The organism is Kitasatospora sp. NPDC127121, assembly GCF_042677305.1.
GTDB lineage: Bacteria > Actinomycetota > Actinomycetes > Streptomycetales > Streptomycetaceae > Kitasatospora.
Genome location: NZ_JBHXTQ010000010.1, coordinates 102,043 through 123,367 on the forward strand (window position 1 = coordinate 102,043; position 21,325 = coordinate 123,367).

General features: G+C 72.8%; 16 protein-coding genes. 5 read left to right on the forward strand and 11 right to left on the reverse strand.

Annotation, left to right across the window (positions count from 1 at the left end; genetic code table 11):
- Positions 1-129 precede the first annotated feature (129 nt).
- Positions 130-615, reverse strand: a complete 486-nt coding sequence (locus tag ACFVHI_RS08500) for a ribose-5-phosphate isomerase (protein WP_063347575.1) — start codon at positions 613-615, stop codon at positions 130-132.
- 44 nt (positions 616-659) lie between these two features.
- Positions 660-1,259, reverse strand: coding sequence for a biotin transporter BioY (locus ACFVHI_RS08505; protein WP_063347576.1), 600 nt, complete (start codon positions 1,257-1,259; stop codon positions 660-662).
- Positions 1,260-1,536: 277 nt separating this feature from the next.
- Between ACFVHI_RS08505 and ACFVHI_RS08510 the strand changes: the two genes are divergently transcribed.
- Positions 1,537-2,952, forward strand: coding sequence for an amino acid permease (locus ACFVHI_RS08510; protein WP_380336934.1), 1,416 nt, complete (start codon positions 1,537-1,539; stop codon positions 2,950-2,952).
- 63 nt (positions 2,953-3,015) lie between these two features.
- On the opposite strand, the gene ACFVHI_RS08515 is transcribed toward ACFVHI_RS08510, so the two are convergent.
- Positions 3,016-3,648: a DsbA family protein gene (locus tag ACFVHI_RS08515; RefSeq protein ID WP_380336936.1), complete on the reverse strand. Its 633-nt coding sequence runs from the start codon at positions 3,646-3,648 to the stop codon at positions 3,016-3,018.
- Between the two features lie 225 nt (positions 3,649-3,873).
- Between ACFVHI_RS08515 and pepN the strand changes: the two genes are divergently transcribed.
- Positions 3,874-6,438, forward strand: a complete 2,565-nt coding sequence (pepN, locus tag ACFVHI_RS08520; protein ID WP_380336939.1) for an aminopeptidase N — start codon at positions 3,874-3,876, stop codon at positions 6,436-6,438.
- A gap of 74 nt (positions 6,439-6,512) precedes the next feature.
- Here pepN and ACFVHI_RS08525 read toward each other — a convergent pair whose 3' ends face one another.
- On the reverse strand, positions 6,513-7,838 hold the full coding sequence (locus tag ACFVHI_RS08525; RefSeq protein WP_380336942.1) for a glycoside hydrolase family 18 protein: 1,326 nt from the start codon (positions 7,836-7,838) through the stop codon (positions 6,513-6,515).
- 186 nt (positions 7,839-8,024) lie between these two features.
- The gene (gene acnA / locus ACFVHI_RS08530; RefSeq protein WP_380336945.1) at positions 8,025-10,670 is read right to left on the reverse strand and encodes an aconitate hydratase AcnA; all 2,646 of its coding nucleotides are present in this window, start codon (positions 10,668-10,670) and stop codon (positions 8,025-8,027) included.
- Positions 10,671-11,140: 470 nt separating this feature from the next.
- Between acnA and ACFVHI_RS08535 the strand changes: the two genes are divergently transcribed.
- On the forward strand, positions 11,141-11,746 hold the full coding sequence (locus ACFVHI_RS08535; RefSeq protein WP_380336947.1) for a superoxide dismutase family protein: 606 nt from the start codon (positions 11,141-11,143) through the stop codon (positions 11,744-11,746).
- Between the two features lie 9 nt (positions 11,747-11,755).
- On the opposite strand, the gene argF is transcribed toward ACFVHI_RS08535, so the two are convergent.
- From argF to ACFVHI_RS08550, 3 genes are all read right to left on the reverse strand, one after another.
- Positions 11,756-12,757, reverse strand: a complete 1,002-nt coding sequence (argF, locus tag ACFVHI_RS08540) for an ornithine carbamoyltransferase (protein WP_063347583.1) — start codon at positions 12,755-12,757, stop codon at positions 11,756-11,758.
- Between the two features lie 195 nt (positions 12,758-12,952).
- Positions 12,953-15,664 (reverse strand): polynucleotide kinase-phosphatase, encoded by a 2,712-nt coding sequence (locus ACFVHI_RS08545; RefSeq protein WP_380336951.1) that lies wholly within the window; start codon positions 15,662-15,664, stop codon positions 12,953-12,955.
- A complete protein-coding gene (locus tag ACFVHI_RS08550) occupies positions 15,661-17,259 on the reverse strand; it encodes a 3' terminal RNA ribose 2'-O-methyltransferase Hen1 (protein WP_380336986.1) in 1,599 nt (532 codons plus the stop codon). Before ACFVHI_RS08550 ends, ACFVHI_RS08545 begins: the two co-directional genes overlap by 4 nt.
- Positions 17,260-17,435: 176 nt before the next feature.
- On the opposite strand from ACFVHI_RS08550, the gene dapD reads away from it, so the two are divergent.
- Complete coding sequence (gene dapD, locus ACFVHI_RS08555; RefSeq protein ID WP_063347584.1) at positions 17,436-18,425, forward strand: 2,3,4,5-tetrahydropyridine-2,6-dicarboxylate N-succinyltransferase; 990 nt, start codon at positions 17,436-17,438, stop codon at positions 18,423-18,425.
- Positions 18,426-18,553: 128 nt separating this feature from the next.
- Positions 18,554-18,793 (forward strand): hypothetical protein, encoded by a 240-nt coding sequence (locus ACFVHI_RS08560; RefSeq protein ID WP_380336954.1) that lies wholly within the window; start codon positions 18,554-18,556, stop codon positions 18,791-18,793.
- On the opposite strand, the gene ACFVHI_RS08565 is transcribed toward ACFVHI_RS08560, so the two are convergent.
- From ACFVHI_RS08565 to ACFVHI_RS08575, 3 genes are all read right to left on the reverse strand, one after another.
- Positions 18,736-19,359, reverse strand: a complete 624-nt coding sequence (locus ACFVHI_RS08565) for a DUF6099 family protein (protein ID WP_380336956.1) — start codon at positions 19,357-19,359, stop codon at positions 18,736-18,738. The two genes, ACFVHI_RS08560 and ACFVHI_RS08565, sit on opposite strands and share 58 nt — an antisense overlap.
- Positions 19,360-19,524: 165 nt before the next feature.
- Positions 19,525-19,890, reverse strand: coding sequence for a nucleotide pyrophosphohydrolase (locus ACFVHI_RS08570; RefSeq protein WP_380336988.1), 366 nt, complete (start codon positions 19,888-19,890; stop codon positions 19,525-19,527).
- A gap of 78 nt (positions 19,891-19,968) precedes the next feature.
- Positions 19,969-21,321 (reverse strand): AAA family ATPase, encoded by a 1,353-nt coding sequence (locus ACFVHI_RS08575; protein ID WP_380336959.1) that lies wholly within the window; start codon positions 21,319-21,321, stop codon positions 19,969-19,971.
- Positions 21,322-21,325: the final 4 nt, after the last annotated feature.

The window sequence follows — 21,325 nt, forward strand, 5'->3', positions numbered from 1 at the left end:
ACACCCTCCACTCCGGGGGGTTTGCGTTTTTGTATATCAGGCCCGTCGCCGCGGGGGGGGGCGGGGGCGGGGGGGGGGGGGGGGGGGGGGGGGGCGGCCCCCCCCACGGGGGGTGGACGGGGGGAGGGATCAGCCCTGCGGGTGGTGGGCCGGGATCGGCGGGAGCTCGCCGGTGGTCTCGTACTCGCTCAGCATCTCGATCCGGCGGGTGTGCCGCGGCTCGCCGCTGTAGGGGGTGTTGAGGAAGACCTCGACGAACTTGGTGGCCTCCTCCAGCGTGTGCATGCGGCCGCCGACGGAGACCACGTTGGCGTTGTTGTGCTCGCGGCCGAGCCCGGCGGTCTGCTCGCTCCAGGCCAGCGCCGCCCGCACGCCCTTGACCTTGTTGGCGGCGATCGCCTCACCGTTGCCCGAGCCGCCGATGACGACGCCCAGCGCCTCCGGGTCGGCGGCGGTGCGCTCGGCGGCGCGCAGGCAGAACGGCGGGTAGTCGTCCTCGGCGTCGTAGATGTGCGGCCCGCAGTCGACCGGCTCGTGGCCGGCCTCCTTGAGCCACTCCACGAGGTGGTTCTTCAGTTCGTATCCGGCATGGTCTGAGCCCAGGTACACGCGCATGCCATGAGTGTGGCATGCGCGTGCGCCCGGGCCCGGCAGGGGGCTCACCGCTTCGCGGCGAGCTTCCAGACCAGCGGCAGGGCGCCGGCCGCGAGGACGGCCTTCAGGGCGTCGCCGACCAGGTACGGGTAGAGGCCGAGCTCGGCCGCCCGGGCGAGCGGGACGTGCAGCGACAGGGCCAGGTACGGGACGCCGACCGCGTAGATGGCGAGGCTGCCGAGGACCATGGTGACGGCGGTGTTCACCGGGCTCCGGTCGGCGCCGCGGCGGGCCAGCTCGCCGGTCAGGCCGGCCGCCAGGACGAAGCCGAGCACGTAACCGAGCGAGGGCATCGTCCAGCCGGAGGTGCCCTCGGCGAACCAGGGCATCCCCGCCAGGCCGGCCAGCAGGTAGAGGGCGAGCGAGGCGATGCCGCGGCGGGCGCCGAGCGCGGTACCGACCAGCAGGGCGGCGAAGGTCTGGCCGGTGACCGGCACCGGCGAGCCGGGGACGTTCACCGACAGCTGGGCGGCCACGCCGGTCAGGGCGGCGCCGCCGGCCACCAGGGCCAGGTCGCGGGCCTGGGCGCCGAGGCGAGTGGTGGCGGCGGGCAGCAGGTCGGCGAGGACGGCGCGGCGCGGTATCGGGGTGGTGGCAGTGGCCATCGGGGGTCTCCTGTGGGGTGCTCAGGTGAGTGAACACCTGTGAACCTACGTGGTGATCCACTACGCCACCGCCACGGTTTCGGACAAAGCCCCGCCCTCGGCCGTTGTCGGAACCGGCCCATTTCAGCCCATAACGACGCTGTGTCACCGGTCGACCCCGCCTCGTCACCGCGTGGTCCGCATGGTGGGCCTGAGGTCCCCGCTCTTGGCATGAACAGAGGTGTCGCCGGATATTGGACAGCTCATGCCGCATTCCGCACAGTCTGGATCCAGCCCTATGGCCCCCACCTCCGCGCCCAAGGCGTCCGGGACCACCGACGCCGACGGTGCCCCGGCCACCGGCCAGCAGCTCGCGCACGGCCTCAAGCAGCGCCACCTGTCGATGATCGCGCTGGGCGGGGTGATCGGCGCGGGCCTGTTCGTCGGCTCCGGCGCCGGCATCGCGGCCGCCGGTCCGGCGATCATCCTGGCGTTCACCCTCTCCGGCCTGCTGGTCATGCTGATCATGCGGATGCTCGGCGAGATGTCGGCCGCCCGCCCCGCCTCCGGATCGTTCTCGGTGCACGCCGAGAAGGAGATCGGCCCCTGGGCCGGGATCACGGCCGGCTGGATGTACTGGGTGATGCTGTGCTGCGGCGTCGCCGCCGAGGCCACCGCCGCCGGGAAGATCGTCAACGGCTGGGTGCCGGGCGTCTCCTCCTGGGTCTGGGTCGGCCTGTTCATGGTCTTCTTCTGCGCCAGCAACCTGACCGCGGTGAAGAACTTCGGCGAGTTCGAGTTCTGGTTCGCCGCCATCAAGGTCGCCGCGATCATCGCCTTCCTGGTCCTCGGCGGCCTCGGCATCGCCGGAGTGATCGGCCCCGGCGCCCCCGGCGCGACCAACCTGACCGGCCAGGGCGGCTTCCTGCCCACCGGGGTCAGCGGGCTGATCGTCGGCCTGCTCGCCTCCGTCTTCGCCTACGGCGGGCTGGAGACCGTCACCATCGCCGCCGCCGAGTCCGACGACCCCCGCAAGAACGTCGCCAACGCGGTGCGCACGGCGGTGTGGCGGATCGCGATCTTCTACATCGGCTCGATGGCCCTGGTCGTCACCCTGGTCTCCTGGAAGGACCCGGCGGTGGTCACCGACGGCCCGTACGTCACCGTGCTGCGGCACCTCGGGGTGACCGGCGCCGGGACGATCATGGAGGTGGTGGTGCTGATCGCGCTGCTCTCCGCGATGAACGCCAACATCTACGGCGCCTCCCGGATGGCGTACTCGCTGGTCGGCCGCGGCCAGGGCCCCCGGGCGCTGGCCAAGGTCTCCGGCGGGGTGCCGCGCCGGGCCGTGCTGGCCTCCTGCCTGTTCGGCTTCGGCGCCGTGCTGGCCGCCAAGTTCTGGCCGGAGACCGTCTTCACCTGGCTGATGAACACCACCGGCGTGGCCATCCTGGTCGTCTGGCTGTTCATCTGCCTCGTCCAGCTGCGGATGCGCCGCCGGCTGGAGCGCGAGGCGCCCGAACTGCTCACCGTGAAGATGTGGGGCTACCCCTACCTGACCTGGATCGCGATGGCCGCCGTGGCCGGCATCCTCGCCCTGATGACCACCACCGAGGGCAACCGGCAGCAGCTGTACGCGGCCGGGGTGCTGGTCGCGCTGCTGAGCGCCGCCGGCCTGGTCAAGCAGCGGCGGGACGCGGCCGCCGCCCGCTGACCCCGGAACGCACGAGGGCCCGGTACCGCCAGCCGCGGTACCGGGCCCTTCGCGCGCCCCGCGCTACTCGAAGGACGGGCCCGCCGTACGGGTCCGCTTGATCTCGTAGAAGCCCGGGGTGGAGGCCACCAGCAGGGTGCCGTCCCAGAGCCGGGCCGCGGCCTCGCCCTTCGGGGCCGGGGTGACCACCGGGCCGAAGAAGGCGACCCGCTCACCGTCCACGCCCTCCACCGCGATCACCGGGGTGCCGACGTCCTCGCCGACCAGGGTGATGCCCTCCTTGTGCGAGGCGCGCAGGGCCTCGTCGTACGCGTCCGTGTCGGCCGCGTCCGCCAGCTCCGCGGGCAGCCCGGCGGCCACCAGCGCCGCCTCGACCGTCTCCCGGTTCTGCGGCAGGCCCTGGTTGTGGAAGCGCAGGCCCAGCTCGGTGTAGAGCCGGCCCAGCACCTCGTCGCCGTGCTGCCGGGCGGCCGCTATGCACACCCGCACCGCGCCCCAGGCGTTGTCCAGCAGCTCGCGGTAGTTCTCCGGGAGGTCGCGGTCCTCGTTCAGCACCGACAGGCTCATCACGTGCCAGTTCACGTCCACCGGACGCAACTGCTGCACCTCGATCAGCCAGCGGGACGTCATCCACGCCCACGGGCAGGCCGGGTCGAACCAGAAGTCGGCGGTCTTGCGCTCAGCGGCAGTCGTCACGGCTGTCGTCCTTCGTGAGGTGATGACGAGGCAGGCAGGCGTGCCACCCCGACCCGTCAACACCCGCCCGCCGCCGCTGATTCCGGCCCCGCCGGGACGGCCTGTGCAATGGTACCGGCGAGGGAGGGCGTGAAAGGATGCCCCTGCGGAGCGCGGCACACCGCGCGCCGAGACCGCACCACCCACAGACGCACCACCGTGCGAGCCGGACAAAGGAGTACCGCCGTGCCGGGCAAGAACCTGAGCCGCGACGAAGCGCAGCAGCGGGCCAGCATCCTGGCCGTGGAGGGCTACCAGGTCCGGCTGGACGTGACCTCCGCCCCCGATCCGGCGGCCGCCACCTTCCGCTCCACCACCACCGTCACGTTCCGCTGCTCCCGGCCCGGCGCCGCCACCTTCCTCGACCTGCTCGCCCCCGCCGTCCACGCCGTCACCCTCAACGGCCGCGCGATCGACCCGGCCACCGCCTACGACGGCGCCCGGGTGCACGTCGACGGCCTCGCCGCCGAGAACGTCCTCACCGTCGAGGCGGACTGCGCCTACAGCCGCACCGGCGAGGGCCTGCACCGCTTCACCGACCCGGTGGACGGCGAGACGTACCTCTACACCCACTACGAGCCGGCCGACGCCCGCCGGGTCTTCGCGACCTTCGAACAGCCCGACCTGAAGGCCCCGTTCGGCTTCACCGTGACCGCCCCCGCCGCCTGGGACGTCTGGTCCAACGCCGTCCACGACAAGGTCACCGAGGAAGGCGCCGCCCGCACCTGGGAGTTCGCGCCGACCCAGCCGATCTCCAGCTACCTCACCGCCGTCGTGGCCGGCCCCTACCACGTCGCCCGCGACCACTACAGCCGCGGACTCGCCGACGGCACCACCCTGGAGATCCCGCTCTCCGCGATGTGCCGCAAGTCCCTCGCCCAGTACTTCGACGCGGACGAGATCCTCGGCGTCACCAAGCTCGGACTCGACTTCTTCCACGAGGAGTTCGACTACCCGTACCCCTTCGGCAAGTACGACCAGGCGTTCGTCCCCGAGTACAACATCGGCGCCATGGAGAACCCCGGCTGCGTCACCTTCCGCGAGGAGTTCGTCTTCCGCTCGAAGGTCACCGACGCCGCCTACGAGGGCCGCGCCAACGTCATCCTGCACGAGATGGCGCACATGTGGTTCGGCGACCTGGTCACCATGCGCTGGTGGGACGACCTGTGGCTGAAGGAGTCCTTCGCCGACTTCATGGGCTCCTACGGCCTGATCGGCGCCCGCACCCGGTACTCCTCCGCCTGGGTCACCTTCGCCAACCAGCGCAAGGCCTGGGCCTACCGGCAGGACCAGCTCCCCACCACCCACCCGATCACCGCCGACATCCGCGACCTCGAGGACGCCAAGCTCAACTTCGACGGCATCACCTACGCCAAGGGCGCCGCCGTCCTCAAGCAGCTGGTCGCCTACGTCGGCTCCGAGGCCTTCTTCGAGGGCGCCCGCCGCTACTTCAAGCGCCACGCCTTCGGCAACACCGAACTCGGCGACCTGCTGGGCGTCCTGGAGGAGACCAGCGGCCGCGACCTCAAGGCCTGGGCCGCCGCCTGGCTGCAGACCGCCGGGGTCGACTCGCTCACCCCGCAGGTGACCACCGACGCCGAGGGCCGGATCACCGAACTCGCCGTCCTCCAGGACGGGACGGTGCTGCGCCCGCACCGGATCGCGATCGGCCTCTACGACCGGGACGCCGACGGCTCCCTGGTGCGCACCGAGCGGATCGAGCTCGACGTCACCGGCAACCGCACCGTCGTCGCCGAGGCCGCCGGCCGCCCCCGCCCCGCGCTGGTGCTGCTCAACGACGACGACCTCACCTACTGCAAGATCCGCTTCGACTCCGAGTCCCTGGAGACCCTGCGCACCGGCCTCGGCGACATCCACGACGAGCTGGCCCGGGCACTCGCCTGGTCCGCCGTCTGGAACCTCACCCGGGACGGCCTGATGCCGGCCCGCGACTACGTCGCCCTGGTGCTGCGCTTCGCCGGCCAGGAAGGCAACATCGGCGTGCTGCAGTCGCTGCACGCCCAGGCCAAGACCGCCGTCGACCTGTACGCCGACCCGGCCTGGCGCGGCGAGGGCGGCCGCCAGCTGGCCGACGGCGCCCTGCGCGAACTGCGCGAGGCCGTCCCCGGCAGCGACCACCAGCTGGCCTGGGCCCGCTTCCTCGCCCAGACCGCGGGCGGCGCCGAGCACCTCGGCCTGGTCCGCGGCCTGCTGGCCGGCAGCGCCCGGATCGACGGCCTGGACGTCGACCAGGAGCTGCGCTGGTCGCTGTGGCTGGCGCTGGCCGCCGCCGGCCAGGCCGGCGACGAGGAACTGGCCGGGGAGCTGGCCGCCGACAACACCGCCAGCGGCAAGCGCCAGTACACCCAGTGCCTGGCCGCCCGGCCCACCGCGGAGGCCAAGGCCGCCGCCTGGTCGGCCGTGGTCGACTCCGACGAACTGCCGAACGCCCTGGTCGAGGCCCAGATCGCGGGCTTCGCGCTGCCCGCCCACCGCGACCTGACCGCGCTCTACGCGGCGCCCTACTTCAAGCTGCTGGAACGGGTCTGGGCCGAGCGGACCATCGAGATCGCGATGCGGATCGTCAGCGGGTTCTTCCCGCGCGCGCAGACCAGCGAGCAGACCCTGGCCGAGGCCGACGCCTGGCTGGACGGCCACCCGCAGGCCGCGCCGGCGCTGCGCCGCCTGGTCCTGGAGTGCCGCGACGACCTGGCCCGCGCGCTGCGGGCGCAGGCCTGCGACCGGGCCTGACACAGGCGTGAAGGGGCCCGCCGTGCGGACACGGCGGGCCCCTTCGCGTCGGGGCGCCCCTTCGCGTCGGGGCGTCAGTCGCGGCGCAGGCCGCGGTCCAGGGCGGCGATCGCGCTGCCCTGGGCGTCGTCGCCGTCCAGCGACCAGACCATCACGCCGCCCAGGTCGTTCCAGCGCACGTACCGCGCCTTCTGGGTGAGCACCTCGGCGGTGTCGTAGCTGTAGAAGGTGGTCCCGTCGTACTTCCAGGACGCGCCGTGGTCGCGGTCCACGTACACCTTGCCGGGCAGCGCGTTGACCTCCCGGTAGGAGAGGTCGGGGGCGGCGGCGGTGGCGCTCTGGTAGAGGCCGCCGCGCTTGCCGGGTGCGACGCCCGTCCAGCCGTGGCCGTACAGCGGGGCGCCGAGCACGATCTGCTCGGCGGGCAGGCCGCGCTCCTGGTAGTGGTCGACGGCCGTGTCGGCGCTGCGCCGGCGGGCGTCGGGGTCGGCCGGGTCGGAGTAGAGGTTGGCCTGGTGGTTGGCCGGGCCCTTGCCCTCCCAGGGGCCGTGCAGGTCGTAGGTCATCAGGTTGAGCCAGTCCACCGACTCGCTCAGCTCGGGCAGTTCGAGCCGGTCGGCGACGGTCTCGTTGGCGGCGACGGCGGCGGTCAGCAGGTAGTGCCGGCCCTTGTCGCCCTTCTTGCCGCCCTTCTTGCCGAAGTCGTCGAGCTGGCGGCGGAACTCCTGCATCAGCAGGGTGAAGTTGCGCCCGTCCTCGGGGCGGACCACGTTGCCCGCGTCCCCGCCGCCGCCCGGGTACTCCCAGTCGATGTCGATGCCGTCGAAGACGCCCGCGGCCGCGCCGGCGCCGCCCTCCGGGGAGCCGGGCAGGACCGGCACGTCGCCCTTGAGGTAGAGGCCGATGCAGGAGGAGACGAACTTCTTGCGCGCGGCGTCGGTGGCGGCCGCGTCGGAGAAGTACTTGGACCAGCTCCAGCCGCCGAGCGAGATGACCGTGCGCAGCTGCGGGTTCTTCGCCTTGAGCTTGCGCAGCTGGTTGAAGTGGCCCTTCAGCTTCTGGCCCGGGGTGTCGGCCACGCCGTCGACCGAGTCGGCGGCGGAGAAGGCGCGCTGGTAGTCGTTGCGGGCGTCGCCCTGGCCTGCGTCGTTGGTCTCGAAGCAGGTGCCGTCGGCGGAGACGTTGCCGAAGGCGTAGTTGACGACGGTGAGCTTCCCGGCCTGGCCGGAGTCCTGGACGCGCTTGGCGGAGCTGTCGGCGCCCCACTGGGTGAAGTAGCCGACCCGCTGGCCCTTCAGCTTCGGGCCGTGCCCGCCGTCGGCGGCGTTGGCGGTGGCGGGGGCGGCGAGCAGCGCGGCGACGGTGGCGGCGGCGAGCAGGGCTGAGGCGCGAATGGGCATACCGGACCTGTTCTCTGAATGATCGTCAAATGGTCTGGACCAGATGGGATAGAGGTTTAGTCCATCGCGGCACACCGCACAAGGGGCAGGGCTCAGGAGAGGCAGCATGCAAAAGAGGCCGGACCGCGCGATGCGGTCCGGCCTCTCAGCCACCGGGGCGCTCAGCCCCCGGAACTAGAACTCGGTTCAGCCGATGAGCGAGCGCAGCACGTACTGCAGGATGCCGCCGTTGCGGTAGTAGTCCGCCTCACCGGGGGTGTCGATGCGGACGACCGCGTCGAACTCCTTGTCACCGGCCTTGACCTTGACGGTCTTCGGGGTGCGGCCCTCGTTGAGCTCGGTCACGCCGGTGAAGGAGAAGGTCTCCTCGCCGGTCAGGCCGAGGGACTCGGCGGTCTGGCCCTCCGGGAACTGCAGCGGCAGGACGCCCATGCCGATCAGGTTCGAGCGGTGGATGCGCTCGTACGACTCGGCGATGACGGCCTTGACGCCCAGCAGCGCGGTGCCCTTGGCGGCCCAGTCGCGGGACGAGCCGGAGCCGTACTCCTTGCCGGCCAGGACGACCAGCGGGGTGCCGGCGGCCTGGTAGTTCTGCGAGGCGTCGTAGATGAACGACACCGGGCCGTCGGCCTGGGTGAAGTCGCGGGTGTAGCCGCCCTCGGTGCCCGGCGCGATCTGGTTGCGCAGACGGATGTTGGCGAAGGTGCCGCGGATCATCACCTCGTGGTTGCCGCGGCGCGAGCCGTAGGAGTTGAAGTCGCGCTTCTCGACACCGTTGGCGGTCAGGTACTGCGCCGCCGGGGTGCCCGGCTTGATGTTGCCGGCCGGGGAGATGTGGTCGGTGGTGACCGAGTCGCCCAGCTTGGCCAGGACACGGGCGCCGGCGATGTCGGTCACCGGGCTCGGGGTCTTGGCCATGCCCTCGAAGTACGGGGGCTTGCGGACGTAGGTGGACTCGGCGTCCCACTCGAAGGTGTTGCCGGTCGGGACGGGGAGCGACTGCCAGCGGTAGTCACCGGCGAAGACGTCCTGGTAGCCCTTGTCGAACATCGCCTCGTCGATGGAGCCGGCGACGGTGTCCGCCACCTCCCGCTCCGACGGCCAGATGTCGGCGAGGAAGACGTCGTTGCCGTCGGCGTCCTGACCCAGGGCGTCGCGGGTGATGTCGATGTTCATGTTGCCGGCCAGGGCGTAGGCGACCACCAGCGGCGGCGAGGCCAGGTAGTTCATCTTCACGTCCGGGTTGATCCGGCCCTCGAAGTTGCGGTTGCCGGAGAGCACCGAGACGACCGCCAGGTCGGCCTCGTTGACGGCGGCCGAGACCTCCTCGGGCAGCGGGCCCGAGTTGCCGATGCAGGTGACGCAGCCGTAGCCGACCAGGTTGAAGCCCAGCTTCTCCATGTACGGGAGCAGGCCGGCCTTCTCGTAGTAGTCCATGACGACCTTGGACCCGGGGGCCAGGGTGGTCTTGACCCACGGCTTGACCGTGAGGCCCTTCTCCACGGCCTTCTTCGCCAGCAGGGCGGCGCCCAGCATGACGGAGGGGTTGGAGGTGTTGGTGCAGGAGGTGATCGAGGCGATCACGACCGCGCCGTTGTCGATCTCGTACGTCGACCCGTCGGGGGCGGTGACGGCGGTCGGCTTCGAGGCCTCGGCGGAGTAGGTCGGCAGCGCCTCGGCGAACCGGGTGGCGGCCTCGGCCAGGACGACGCGGTCCTGCGGGCGCTTCGGGCCGGAGATCGACGGGACGACGGTGGAGACGTCCAGCTCCAGGTACTCGGAGAAGACCGGCTCGACCGACGGGTCGTGCCAGAGGCCCTGCTCCTTGGCGTACGCCTCGACCAGGGCGAGCTGCTGCTCGTCGCGGCCGGTGAGCTTGAGGTAGTTGATGGTCTCGGCGTCGATCGGGAAGATCGCACAGGTCGAGCCGAACTCCGGCGACATGTTGCCGATGGTGGCGCGGTTGGCCAGCGGGATCGCGGAGACGCCCTCGCCGTAGAACTCGACGAACTTGCCGACCACACCGTGCTTGCGCAGCATCTCGGTGATGGTGAGCACCAGGTCGGTGGCGGTGGTGCCGGCCGGCAGCTGGCCGTTGAGCTTGAAGCCGACCACGCGCGGGATCAGCATGGAGACCGGCTGGCCCAGCATCGCGGCCTCGGCCTCGATGCCGCCGACGCCCCAGCCCAGCACGCCCAGGCCGTTGACCATGGTGGTGTGCGAGTCGGTGCCGACGCAGGTGTCCGGGTAAGCCTGGCCGCCGCGGACCATGATGGTGCGGGCCAGGTGCTCGATGTTCACCTGGTGGACGATGCCGGTGCCGGGCGGGACGACCTTGAACTCGTCGAAGGCGGTCTGGCCCCAGCGCAGGAACTGGTAGCGCTCCTTGTTGCGACCATACTCGATCTCGACGTTCTGGACGAAGGCGTCCGGGGTGCCGAACTTGTCGGCGATGACGGAGTGGTCGATGACCAGCTCGGCCGGGGCCAGCGGGTTGATCTTGGCCGGGTCGCCGCCCAGCTCCTTGACGGCCTCACGCATGGTGGCGAGGTCGACCACGCACGGCACACCGGTGAAGTCCTGCATGATCACGCGGGCCGGGGTGAACTGGATCTCCTGGCTCGGCTGGGCACTGGCGTCCCAGTTGCCGAGCGCGCGGATGTGGTCGGCGGTGATGTTCGCGCCGTCCTCCGTGCGGAGCAGGTTCTCCAGCAGCACCTTGAGGCTGTACGGCAGCCGCTCGGAACCCTCGACGGCGGAGAGCTTGAAGATCTCGTACGACTCGTCGCCCACCTGCAGCGAGCTGCGGGCGTCGAAGCTGTTCGCGGACACGACTGACTCCTTCTGGGTGCTTCGTGCGGTATCCGGCCGCCACGGTGGTAAGGTCAGCCTTACTTAGGCTTACCTTGCCCGCATCGCCGGCGAGCTCCGCTCGGCAAGTATCTTGATGTCGAGATATATCCTATGGGGCAGTTATCTCGATGTCGAGATAAACCATAGTGCATGCCGTCACCTTCACCACCGCAGGCATGCCTGGGTCGGCAAAAGCGCAGGTCAGCGGCCTTTCGGGCGGCGGCGGGCGGCAACGGCAGCACTGCCGGCTCGGCACCGGCCCAGTGTCGACTCGGCATCGGCCCACCACCGGCTCACACCAGCTCACCACCGGAACCGCCGGTCGGCGACGGGACGAGCAGAGGCGCGCCCGCGCGGCCCGTGCGCCTCCAGGCCCGTTCGAGGGTGTCCGCCGGCGCCCGGCGCCGTTGAGCAGGGTGTCCGTCGCCCTGCCCCTGGAAGGCCCCTTGATGTCCGCTCCGCTCGCCGCCGCTCCGCTCGCCGCCGCACTGCTGCCGCTGGCCCTGCTCGCCCCCGCCGCCGCCTCGTCGGGTGCCGCCGCCCCGTCGGTCGCCGCTGCCTCGTCGGGCTCCGCCGCCTCGCCGGTCTCCGTCGTCGAGGCCGCCTTCGACCCCGCGACGGCCTTCGTCCCGCCGACCGCCGTCAGCTACGCGGACGACCTCGTGCCGTACGGCGCGCACACCCGGATCGTCACCGACCGCTCCACCGCGGGGCGGACGGTGCTCACCATGACCGTCACCGGGCTCGCCCCCGACCACGAGTTCCCGGTCCACCTGCACACCGGCTCCTGCGGGGCCGACCCGGCCTCGTCCGGACCGCACTACCAGGACGCCGTGGACCCGGTGCAGCCGTCCACCGACCCGGCGTACGCCAACGGGCGCAACGAACTGCGGCTGGCGCTGCACACCGACGAGCACGGCGAGGGCACCGCGACGGCCTCGGTGCCCTGGCAGCCGCGGCCGGGCGAGGCCCGCTCACTGGTGATGCACGCGGGCACCCCGACCGGCCCGCACGCGGCGGGCGACCGGGCGGCCTGCGTCAAGCTGGAGAAGTGAGCTTCCGCCTCAGGAGCCGAGGGTGGCGACCAGGACCGCCTTGATGGTGTGCAGGCGGTTCTCGGCCTGGTCGAACACGACGGAGTGCGCCGACTCGAACAGCTCGTCGGTGCACTCCAGCTCGGTCATGCCGGTCGCCTCGTACATCTGCCGCCCGAGCACCGTGCCGAGGTCGTGGAACGCGGGCAGGCAGTGCAGGAACTTCACGGCCGGGTTACCGGTGGCCCGGACGGTGTCCATCGACACCTGGTAGGGCTTGAGCAACTCGATCCGCTCGGCCCAGACCTCCTTGGGCTCGCCCATCGAGACCCAGACATCGGTGTAGAGGAAGTCCACGTCGGCCACGCCCTCGGCCACGTCCTCGGTGAGGGTGATCCGGGCGCCGGTCGCCTCGGCCAGCATCTCGGCCGCCTCCCGGACCTCCTCGACCGGCCAGAGGGAGCGCGGGGCGACGATCCGGACGTCCATGCCGAGCAGGGCGCCGGTGACCAGCAGCGAGTTACCCATGTTGGAGCGGGCGTCGCCGAGGTACGCGAGGGCGGTCCCGGTCAGCGGCTTGGTGCTGTGCTCGGTGATGGTGAGGACGTCGGCCAGCATCTGGGTGGGGTGCCACTCGTCGGTGAGACCGTTCCAGACCGGGACGCCGGCGTTCGCCGCCAGCTCCTCGACAATCTCCTGGCCGTGGCCGCGGTACTCGATGCCGTCGAACATCCGGCCGAGCACCCGTGCGGTGTCCCGGATGGACTCCTTGTGGCCGATCTGCGAACCGGACGGGTCCAGGTAGGTGGTGGTGGCGCCCTGGTCGTGGGCGGCGACCTCGAAGGCGCAGCGGGTGCGGGTGGAGGTCTTCTCGAAGATCAGCGCGATGTTCTTCCCGCGCAGCCGGGGCTGCTCGGTGCCCGCATACTTGGCCGCCTTGAGTCCGGCGGCGAGGTCCACCAGGAAGCGGAACTCCTGGGGCGTGAAGTCGAGCTCCTTGAGGAAGTGCCTGTTCCGGAGGTTGAAGGCCATACCGGGCTCCTGGGATGACGGGGCGTACGGGAAAGTAGCAAGTCTATACGACACTCGGAATTTCTATACACAGCGGGGGTGGGAGAGGGGGAGCCCCGCCGCGGACTCCCCCTCGACACCCGACCGGCCTACAGCCGTGGCCCCCTCGACGCCCGGTCGGTCTAAAGGCGCGGGCACCCTCTGCGCCCGGCCGGCCTACAGGCGCGGATCGACCGGCTCGGACTCCAGCGCGAGCACCGCGAACACCGGCTCGTGCACCCGCCACAGCGGCTCGCCGGCCGCCAGCCGGTCCAGCGCCTCCAGGCCCAGCGCGTACTCGCGCAGCGCCAGCGAGCGCTTGTGGCCCAGCGACCGCTCGCGCAGCCGGTCCAGGTACTCGGTGTAGTCCGGGCCGTAGATGATCCGCAGGTACTCCCGGCCGCGCACCTTCACCCCCGGCTGCACCAACCCGCCCGGACGGCCCCCGCCCCGCTTCGTGCGCACCACCGAGGCCAGCGGTTTGACCACCATGCCCTCGCCGCCCGCCGCCGTCAGCTCCTCCCACCAGGCCGTGGCGGCCGCCACCGAGGCCTCGTCCTCGGTGTCCACCAGGAGGCGGCCGGTGCGGTGCAGGACCGGTGCCCGGTCACCGTCCGCTTCGGGCGCCGTCTCGGGCACCGTCTCGGGCGCGGCTTCGGCCGGCGCTTCGTCGGCCGCGACCAGGCGGTCGATCCAGGCCAGGTGCTCGTCGTGCGGGCGCACCGCGAGGTTCGCCCCCTCGGCGGCCAGCACCTGGAACGGCGCCAGCCGCACGCCCGACAGCCCCTCGGTCGGCCAGCAGTACCGCCGGTACGCCTCGGTGAACGCCTGCGCGTCGGCCGCGCGCCGCCGCTGCTTGGCGGTCAGCTCCGCCAGGTCCAGCCCGCGACCGGCCGCCCGCTCCAGGGCCGCCAGCGCCTCCGGCAGGGCGGCGCCCGCCGCAGTGCCGACCGCAGCGTACTGGCGGCGCAGCAGTTCCACGGCCTTCAGCGACCAGGGCATCAGCTCGGCGTCCAACAGCAGCCAGCCGGTGCCCAGCTCGTCGAACAGCCCCGAGCGCTCGGCGGCCGCCCGTACCCGGCCCAGCAGGGCCGCGGTCAGGCCGTCGTCGGCGAGGAACGCCCGGCCCGTCCTGGTCCAGATCGCGCCCGGACCGGCCACGCCGAAGCGCCGCTCCAGCGCCGCGTCGTCCCGGGCGACCAGCACCACCGCGCGGGAGCCCATGTGCTTCTCCTCGCACACCAGGTGCCGCACGCCGTCCGCGCGGTAGGCGGCGAACGCCTCCTGCGGGTGCTCCAGGAAGCCGTCCCGGCGGGAGGCCGCGCTCGGCGCCATGGTCGGCGGCAGGTACGCCAGCAGCCGCGGGTCCAGCGCGAAGCGGCTCATCACCTCCAGCGCCGCCGCCGCGTTCTCCTCCCGGACGGCGACCCGCCCGTGCAGCCCGGTCTCGACGATCCGGCGGCCCGCCACGTCCGCGAGATCCAGCGGACGGCCCTCGCGGGCGCCCGGCGCGTCCGTGGCCAGCGGGCGCACCGGCGCGTACCACTCCCGCTCGGCCGGCACGCTCACCAGCTCCCGCTCCGGGTAGCGCAGCGCCGTCAGGGTGCCGCCGAACACGCAACCGGTGTCCAGGCAGACGGTGTTGTTGACGAAGCTCGCCGACGGCACCGGTGTGTGGCCGTACACCACCAGCGCCTTGCCCCGGTACTCCTCCGCCCACGGGTAGCGCACCGGCAGGCCGTACTCGTCGGTCTCGCCGGTGGTCTCCCCGTACAGCGCGTGCGAGCGCACCCGGCCCGAGTTGCGGCCGTGGTAGCGCTCCGGCAGACCGGCGTGGCAGACCACCAGCGCGCCGCCGTCCAGCAGGTAGTGGCTCACCAGGCCGCGCATGAACTCCCGCGCCTCGGCCCGGAACTCCTCGGACTCGCCGGCCAGCTGATCCAGCGACTCCTGCAGGCCGTAGGCGACGTTGACCTTCTTGCCGTCCAGCGCCCGGCCCAGCTTGTTCTCGTGGTTGCCGGGCACGCACAGCGCGTGCCCGGCCGCGACCATGCCCATCACCAGGCGCAGCACACCCGGCGTGTCCGGGCCGCGGTCGACCAGGTCCCCGACGAACACGGCGGTACGGCCCGCCGGCGGCACCGCGTCCACCGGCCGGCCCCCGGCGTCCCGGGTCAGCGTGTAGCCGAGGCGGGTCAGCAGGGTCTCCAGCTCGGAGCGGCAGCCGTGGATGTCGCCGACGATGTCGAACGGGCCGGTCAGGTGACGCAGGTCGTTGTAGCGCTTCTCCAGCTCCACCTCGGCCGCCGCCACCTCGGCCTCGCCGCGCAGCACGTGCACCTTGCGGAAGCCCTCGCGCTCCAGGCCGCGCAGGGAACGGCGCAGCTCGCGGTGCTGACGCGGGACGACGTGGGCCGGCAGCTGGCGGTCCGCGCGGGAGCGGTTGCGCTCGGCGCACACGCCCGGCGGGACGTCCAGCACGATCGCGATCGGCAGCACGTCGTGCTCGCGGGCGATCCGCACCAGCTGGTGGCGTGCCTCGGGCTGGACGTTGGTGGCGTCCACGACGGTCAGCCGGCCGGCCGCGAGGCGCTTGCCGACGATGTAGTGCAGGACGTCGAAGGCCTCGACGGAGGCCGCCTGGTCGTTCTCGTCGTCGGCGACCAGGCCGCGGCAGAAGTCGGAGGAGACGACCTGGGTGGGCAGGAAGTGGCGGCGGGCGAAGGTCGACTTGCCGGCGCCGCTGGTGCCGATCAGGACGACGAGGGAGACGTCGGTGACGGGGAGGCGGCGGGGGGCGGGGTGGTCCTGGGGCAGTTCCTGGTCGTACTCCTGGTCGTGTTCCTGGTGCTGGTGCTGCTCGGGCGTCGGGGTCGCTTCGTCGGTCATCGGGATTCGCCTCCTTCGGGCGCCGGGTCGGTCGGGGTCCGGTCGGTCGGGGTCTGCGCGGTCCGGGTGGTGCCGGTCGTGGTCTGCTCGGGCGGAGTCTGCTCGGCAGGGCCGGTGCCGAGGCGGAACAGGGCCAGCTGGGTCGGCGCGCCGACCTCCCCGTCCTCCGGCCCCACCGGGCGCAGCACCACCGTGTAACCGAACGCGGCCGCGACCCGCTCGGCCCACGCGCGGAACTCGGCGCGCGACCACTCGAAGCGGTGGTCGGCGTGCCGGACAGCGCCCGCCGGCAGGCTCTCCCAACGGACGTTGTACTCGGCGTTCGGCGTGGTGACGACCACCGCCCCCGGCCGGGCCGCGCCGAACACCGCGTACTCCAGGGCGGGCAGCCTGGGCAGGTCCAGGTGCTCGACCACCTCGCACAGCACCGCCGCGTCGAAGCCCTTCAACCGGGTGTCCGTGTACGTCAGCGCACCCTGCGCCAGCGTCACCCGGGCCGCCTGCCGCTCCGGCATCCGGTCCAGGCGCAATCCGCGGGCCGCCGCCTGCAACGCCCGCACAGACACGTCCACGCCGAGCACCTCGGTGAACCGGGCGTCCTTCAGCAGTTCGCCGATCAACTCGCCCCGGCCGCAGCCGAGATCGGCGACGCGGGCCGCGCCCACCTCCCGCAGGGCGGCGAGGATCGCGGCGCGGCGCTGCCCGGCGAGGGACGGCGGCCTGGGCTCCGATGTCGCCCCGGCGGCCTCAGCCTGCTCCTCCGGCCGGTCGTCGACCGCGTTGTCGACCTCCTCGGGCTCCCGGTCGTCCGCCTCCGCCAGCCGGGCCAGCTCCAGACGCTCCAGCGCCACCCGGGTCAGCGCCCGGCTCCGGGACAGGTAGCGGCGGGTGATCAGGGCGCGCTCCGGGTGGGCGGCCAGCCAGCCCTCGCCGGCGGCGAGCAGCTTGTCCACCTCGTCCGGGGCGACCCAGTAGTGCTTGGCGCCGTCCAGCACCGGCAGCAGCACGTACAGCTGCTGAAGCGCGTCGGCAAGCCGCACGGCGTCCGAGACCAGCGTGAGCCGCACGTACCGGGACTCGCCCCACTCCGGGAACGCCTCGTCCAGCGGGAGCGCCACCGCCTCGACCCGCCAGCCCAGCGGCTCGAACAGCCGGAGCGCCATCGCCGGGCCACCGCCCTCGCCCGCGCCGTTCGCGGGCACCGCGGGCAGCGTGATCCGCAGCGGGCGCGGGCGCTCCGCCAGCCCCGGCCGGGCCGGGCAGTCGCCCTTCATCGCGGACCGGAACACCGTCCGAAGCGCCACCGCGAGCAGCGAGGACGCCGCGTACGGGCGGTCGTTGACGTACTGGGCGAGCGCGAAGTCCGGCGAACCGCCGCGCCCCTTGCCCCGGCCCTTGCGGACCAGCGCGATCGGATCGACGTCCAGCAGCAGCGCCGCCGTGCAGACGTCGTCGCCCGCATCGGGGTAGAAGACGTGCGCCTCGCCGTGCGACGTCGCGAACCGCTGGACCTTGCCCGGGTGCTTGTGCAGCAGGAAGCCGAGATCGGTGGCCGGGCCCTCGACGCTGCCGGTGGTGGAGATCGACATGAACACCTGCCCGAGTATCACCGAGCAAACCTCCGCTGAACACCGGGTTTCCCGGTGCGGCGGCCGTCCGCCGCGGCCCGCCGGCGGCCGTGTACGCACGGCGGGGGCCTGCCGACCGGCGGCCGCGTCCGCACGACGGGCGTGTTCGGCAGCGGAGCCCCGCATTGGTTAACGTGCACGGTGTGACTGCTGAATCGACCTCCCTCCCGAACGGGGCCGTGGCCGCCGGCCTGGCCACCATCGCCGCCGACGGCACCGTCCTCGACACCTGGTTCCCCGCCCCCGCCCTGGCCGCCGAGCCCGGCCCGGCCGGCACCGTCCGCCTGACCGCCGAGCAGGCCGAGGCCGAACTCGGCGCCGGCGCCGCCGAGGCGCTGCGCGCCGACGCGCGCCGCGGCGTCGAGGTGGTCGCCGTGCGCACCACCATCGCCTCGCTCGACGAGAAGCCGCTCGACACCCACGACGTGTACCTGCGCCTGCACCTGCTCAGCCACCGCCTGGTCAAGCCGCACGGCCAGAACCTGGACGGCGTCTTCGGACTGCTCGCCAACGTCGCGTGGACCAGCATCGGCCCCGTCCCGGTGGACACGGTCGAGCAGGCCCGCCTCGCGGTCCGCGCCCAGGGCGGCCAGCTCGCCGTGTACGGCATCGACAAGTTCCCGCGGATGACCGACTACGTCGCCCCGTCCGGCGTGCGCATCGCCCACGCCGACCGCGTCCGCCTCGGCGCCCACCTGGCCGTCGGCACCACCGTGATGCACGAGGGCTTCGTCAACTTCAACGCCGGCACCCTCGGCACCTCCATGGTCGAGGGCCGGATCAGCGCGGGCGTCGTCGTCGGCGACCACAGCGACATCGGCGGCGGCGCCTCGATCATGGGCACCCTCTCCGGCGGCGGCAAGCAGGTCGTCTCGGTCGGCGAGCGCTGCCTGCTCGGCGCCAACGCCGGCATCGGCATCTCGCTCGGCAGCGACTGCGTCATCGAGGCCGGCCTCTACGTCACCGCCGGCACCCGGGTCACCACCCCGGACGGCACCGTGGCCAAGGCCGTCGAGCTGTCCGGCCAGGACAACCTGCTGTTCCGCCGCAACTCGCAGACCGGCGCCGTCGAGGTCATCGCCCGCTCCGGCTCCTGGGGCGGCCTCAACGCCGACCTGCACGCCCACAACTGACCTGCGGGACCACACACTCGGGGTCCGGAGCCGACTCGGGCTCCGGACCCCGAGTGCGTGCTCCGGCTTGCGGCGGGGGGCGGGCCCCGCCGCTTCACGCCGCACTACCGATCCGAAGAGGTCCCGTCATGTCCCAACCAACTGCCACGCCGCAGCTCCCGAGCAACCCGGCGGGCTCGGCAGCCGGTACCTCGTCCGGGCCCGCCGCGCAGAAGAGCCTGCTGGAACAGATGCAGGAACTGCTCGCCTCGGTGTCCGCGGATCTCGCCGAGTTGCAGTCCTCCGGCATCCGGGAGGACGGCCCGGCCACCTATCCCACCGGTACGGACACCTCCTCCGACGCTCCCGCCACGCCAGGCACCCGATAGTCCGGCGCCTGCTCCTCCCCTTTCGGCCCGCCCTCGTCCGGCGGGCCGAGCCGGACCACGAGTAAGGGCGAGCCCCGCTCGGCCGGCGCCCCGCCGAGCACCGCGCCCTCCTCTTCCTCCAACCTGCCCGCCGTCTTCCACAGCCGCCCAGCCAGGTCCTTGCACTCCGACACCGCGTCCACGCCGTCGATGCACGTCCAGTAGAGGCTCTCGGTGTCGGCCCCGCAGGCCAGCACCACCAGCGTCTCCCCGACGTCCCGCAGCAGCCCGTCCAGCGCACCCAAGGTCGGTGCCAGCTCGCCGAGTTCGGTGAGCCGCCCGGCCCGGCCGCCGCTCAGCACGGCGGCCCTGACGACCGAGCGTTCCAGGCAGACCGCCGCGTGCGCCGCGGCCTCGGACAGCTGCTGCCCCAGCCCGGTGAGCTCGTCGTCGTCCAGCTCCGCCAGCCTGGCCCCCACCGCCTCGGTGAGCAGCGCGGCCTGCCGCGCCTCGGCCAGCACATCCGGTACGTGCCTGGCCTCGGCCAGGGCGTGCCGGGCCCTCTTGATCAGTCGCAGCGCCTCCATGGCCGCCACTCCTTCCGCTCGCTGTCGCCGTGGGACCACGACCGCCGGAGGGGCGGTCAGGTGGTCACGGCGAAAGCGTGCGGCGAAGTCGGCGAGGCCGCATCCGTCATCGGGAAAGCTGTGGACAAGTCCGGGGCTGTGGATAACTCCCGTCCCTCACAAGGGTTATTCGTCCACGTCCGGGTTGACACCCGCCCCGTCCGGGTCGGCGTCCGCCGGTCCGTCCGGCACCGGGAAGCGGAGCTCGTTCCGCTCGATCTTGGCCGCGAGGGCCTCCAGCGGATCCACCCCGACCACCGTGCAGAACTGCACCAGGTACGCGAGGACGTCCGCGACCTCGTCCCGCACCCGGTGGGCCCGCTCCGGCTCGGACATCACCGCGGCCGCCTGCTCGGGCGTCAACCACTGGAAGATCTCCAGCAGTTCGCCGGCCTCCACGCTCAGCGCGGCCGCCAGGTTCTTCGGCGTGTGGAAGGGCTCCCAGCGCCGGGCCGCCGCGAAGTCCGCCAGCCGCTGCCGCAGGGCCTCCAAGGTCGGCCCGGTGGGCCCGGTGGGCCCGGCCGGTTCCCCCGGCCTCGTCACTCGTTCGTTCACCCGTCCAGGTCTACCTCACCCGTCCACCTCGTCCGCCCCCGGGTCCGCGCCGTCCCCGCGCCCGCACTGGGCCGGCACCCGGGTCGTCTCGGGCCGCAGCACGGTGTGCCCCGAGTCCGGGTCGCGCCGGCACTCGACCAGCACGGCCGCGCCCGACCGCGGTTCGGCCGCGCCGAGCGCCTCCCGCGCCGCGGCCGGCTCCTGAAGCGCGGCGAGGACGCGCAGCTGGTTGCGCCCGGACATGTCCCGGGCCAGCCGTAGCAGTGAGGCGGTCTGTTCGGTGGCGAGCCCGGCTCCGAGGTCCTCGGCGAGCACGGTGAGCTGCCGGTGCGCCCACGGCACCTCGGCGGCCACGTCGAGGTCGAGCACCCCGGCCCCGGTGAGCAGCACCGCGGCGAACGCGAGGTGGCGCAGCATGCCGTCGGAGGCCTGGTCGGCCCCGGTGCGCCCGAGGACGCCTTCGTCGAACACTGCGAGGACCCGCTGGTCGGGCCCGCTGCCGCGGTGGGCGAGGGAGAGTCCGAGCAGCGGGTGCGGGGCGGCGGACTGGACGGCGCGCAGGAGCTGCCCGTAGCGGCGCGGGCATTCGTTGCCGAGCCGGGCGAGGACGGCGGAGATGTTGGCGGCGTTGCTGCGCAGCCGGGCCTGCGGGTCGGGCCGGGCCCAGCCGCGCATGAGGGCGGGGACGGGGTGGACGGGGAAGACCTCGCGCAGCGCGGTGAGCAGGTCCTCGGTGGCGGCGAGGACCTGCCGTTCGCCCGGGGAGGAGCCGGCCACCCGGAGCGGCAGTTGCGCGGTGATCATGGTGCCGCTGGGGAAGGGCGCCCGGATGTCGCCCTGGCGGGTGTCGTTGTGCCAGCAGACGTTGACGCGCCGCTTGCGGACGTCCTGTTCGCCGGTGTCGACGAGGGTGCGGCCGTCCAGGGTGAGCGATTCGCGGGCGATCCGCACCGGGCCGTCGGTGCGGACGACGACGTCGAGCCGGATGCGGCCGTGCGGGGAGCGGACGGTGCAGCCGAGGATGACGGCGTCGCGCCCGTGCGGGACGCACCCGGTCAGGCCGCCTCGGACGGGTTTGGCCAGGGGGCCGGTGCGGTCGGGCAGGCCGTCGAAGGAGTCGGCGATCTCCTCTCCGAGGGCGAGCCGGGAGAGCACGGCCAGCGCGTCGAGGGCGTTGGACTTGCCGACGCCGGCGGGCCCGTGCAGGACGGTGAGGGGCGCGAGCGGCAGGACCGCGCGCCGGTAGGACTTGAACGAGGTGAGCCGGAGCTCCTCGACGGTGGGACGTGTTACGGATGTCCGATCGGGCCCCGGGGCGCTCGGTCGGGGGTGGGCCGGCGCGGCGGGCCGGGTGGCGTCGCGGTTCACCCGT

Excerpts from the sequence above, each read along its gene's own strand:
- ACFVHI_RS08560 (WP_380336954.1), top strand. The coding sequence starts at position 18,554 with ATGTCCCAACCAACTGCCACGCCGCAGCTCCCGAGCAACCCGGCGGGC.
- ACFVHI_RS08510 (WP_380336934.1), top strand. The coding sequence starts at position 1,537 with ATGGCCCCCACCTCCGCGCCCAAGGCGTCCGGGACCACCGACGCCGAC.
- ACFVHI_RS08505 (WP_063347576.1), bottom strand. The coding sequence starts at position 1,259 with ATGGCCACTGCCACCACCCCGATACCGCGCCGCGCCGTCCTCGCCGAC.
- argF (WP_063347583.1), bottom strand. The coding sequence starts at position 12,757 with ATGGCCTTCAACCTCCGGAACAGGCACTTCCTCAAGGAGCTCGACTTC.
- ACFVHI_RS08500 (WP_063347575.1), bottom strand. The coding sequence starts at position 615 with ATGCGCGTGTACCTGGGCTCAGACCATGCCGGATACGAACTGAAGAAC.
- ACFVHI_RS08535 (WP_380336947.1), top strand. The coding sequence starts at position 11,141 with ATGTCCGCTCCGCTCGCCGCCGCTCCGCTCGCCGCCGCACTGCTGCCG.
- ACFVHI_RS08565 (WP_380336956.1), bottom strand. The coding sequence starts at position 19,359 with ATGGAGGCGCTGCGACTGATCAAGAGGGCCCGGCACGCCCTGGCCGAG.
- ACFVHI_RS08545 (WP_380336951.1), bottom strand. The coding sequence starts at position 15,664 with ATGACCGACGAAGCGACCCCGACGCCCGAGCAGCACCAGCACCAGGAA.
- ACFVHI_RS08525 (WP_380336942.1), bottom strand. The coding sequence starts at position 7,838 with ATGCCCATTCGCGCCTCAGCCCTGCTCGCCGCCGCCACCGTCGCCGCG.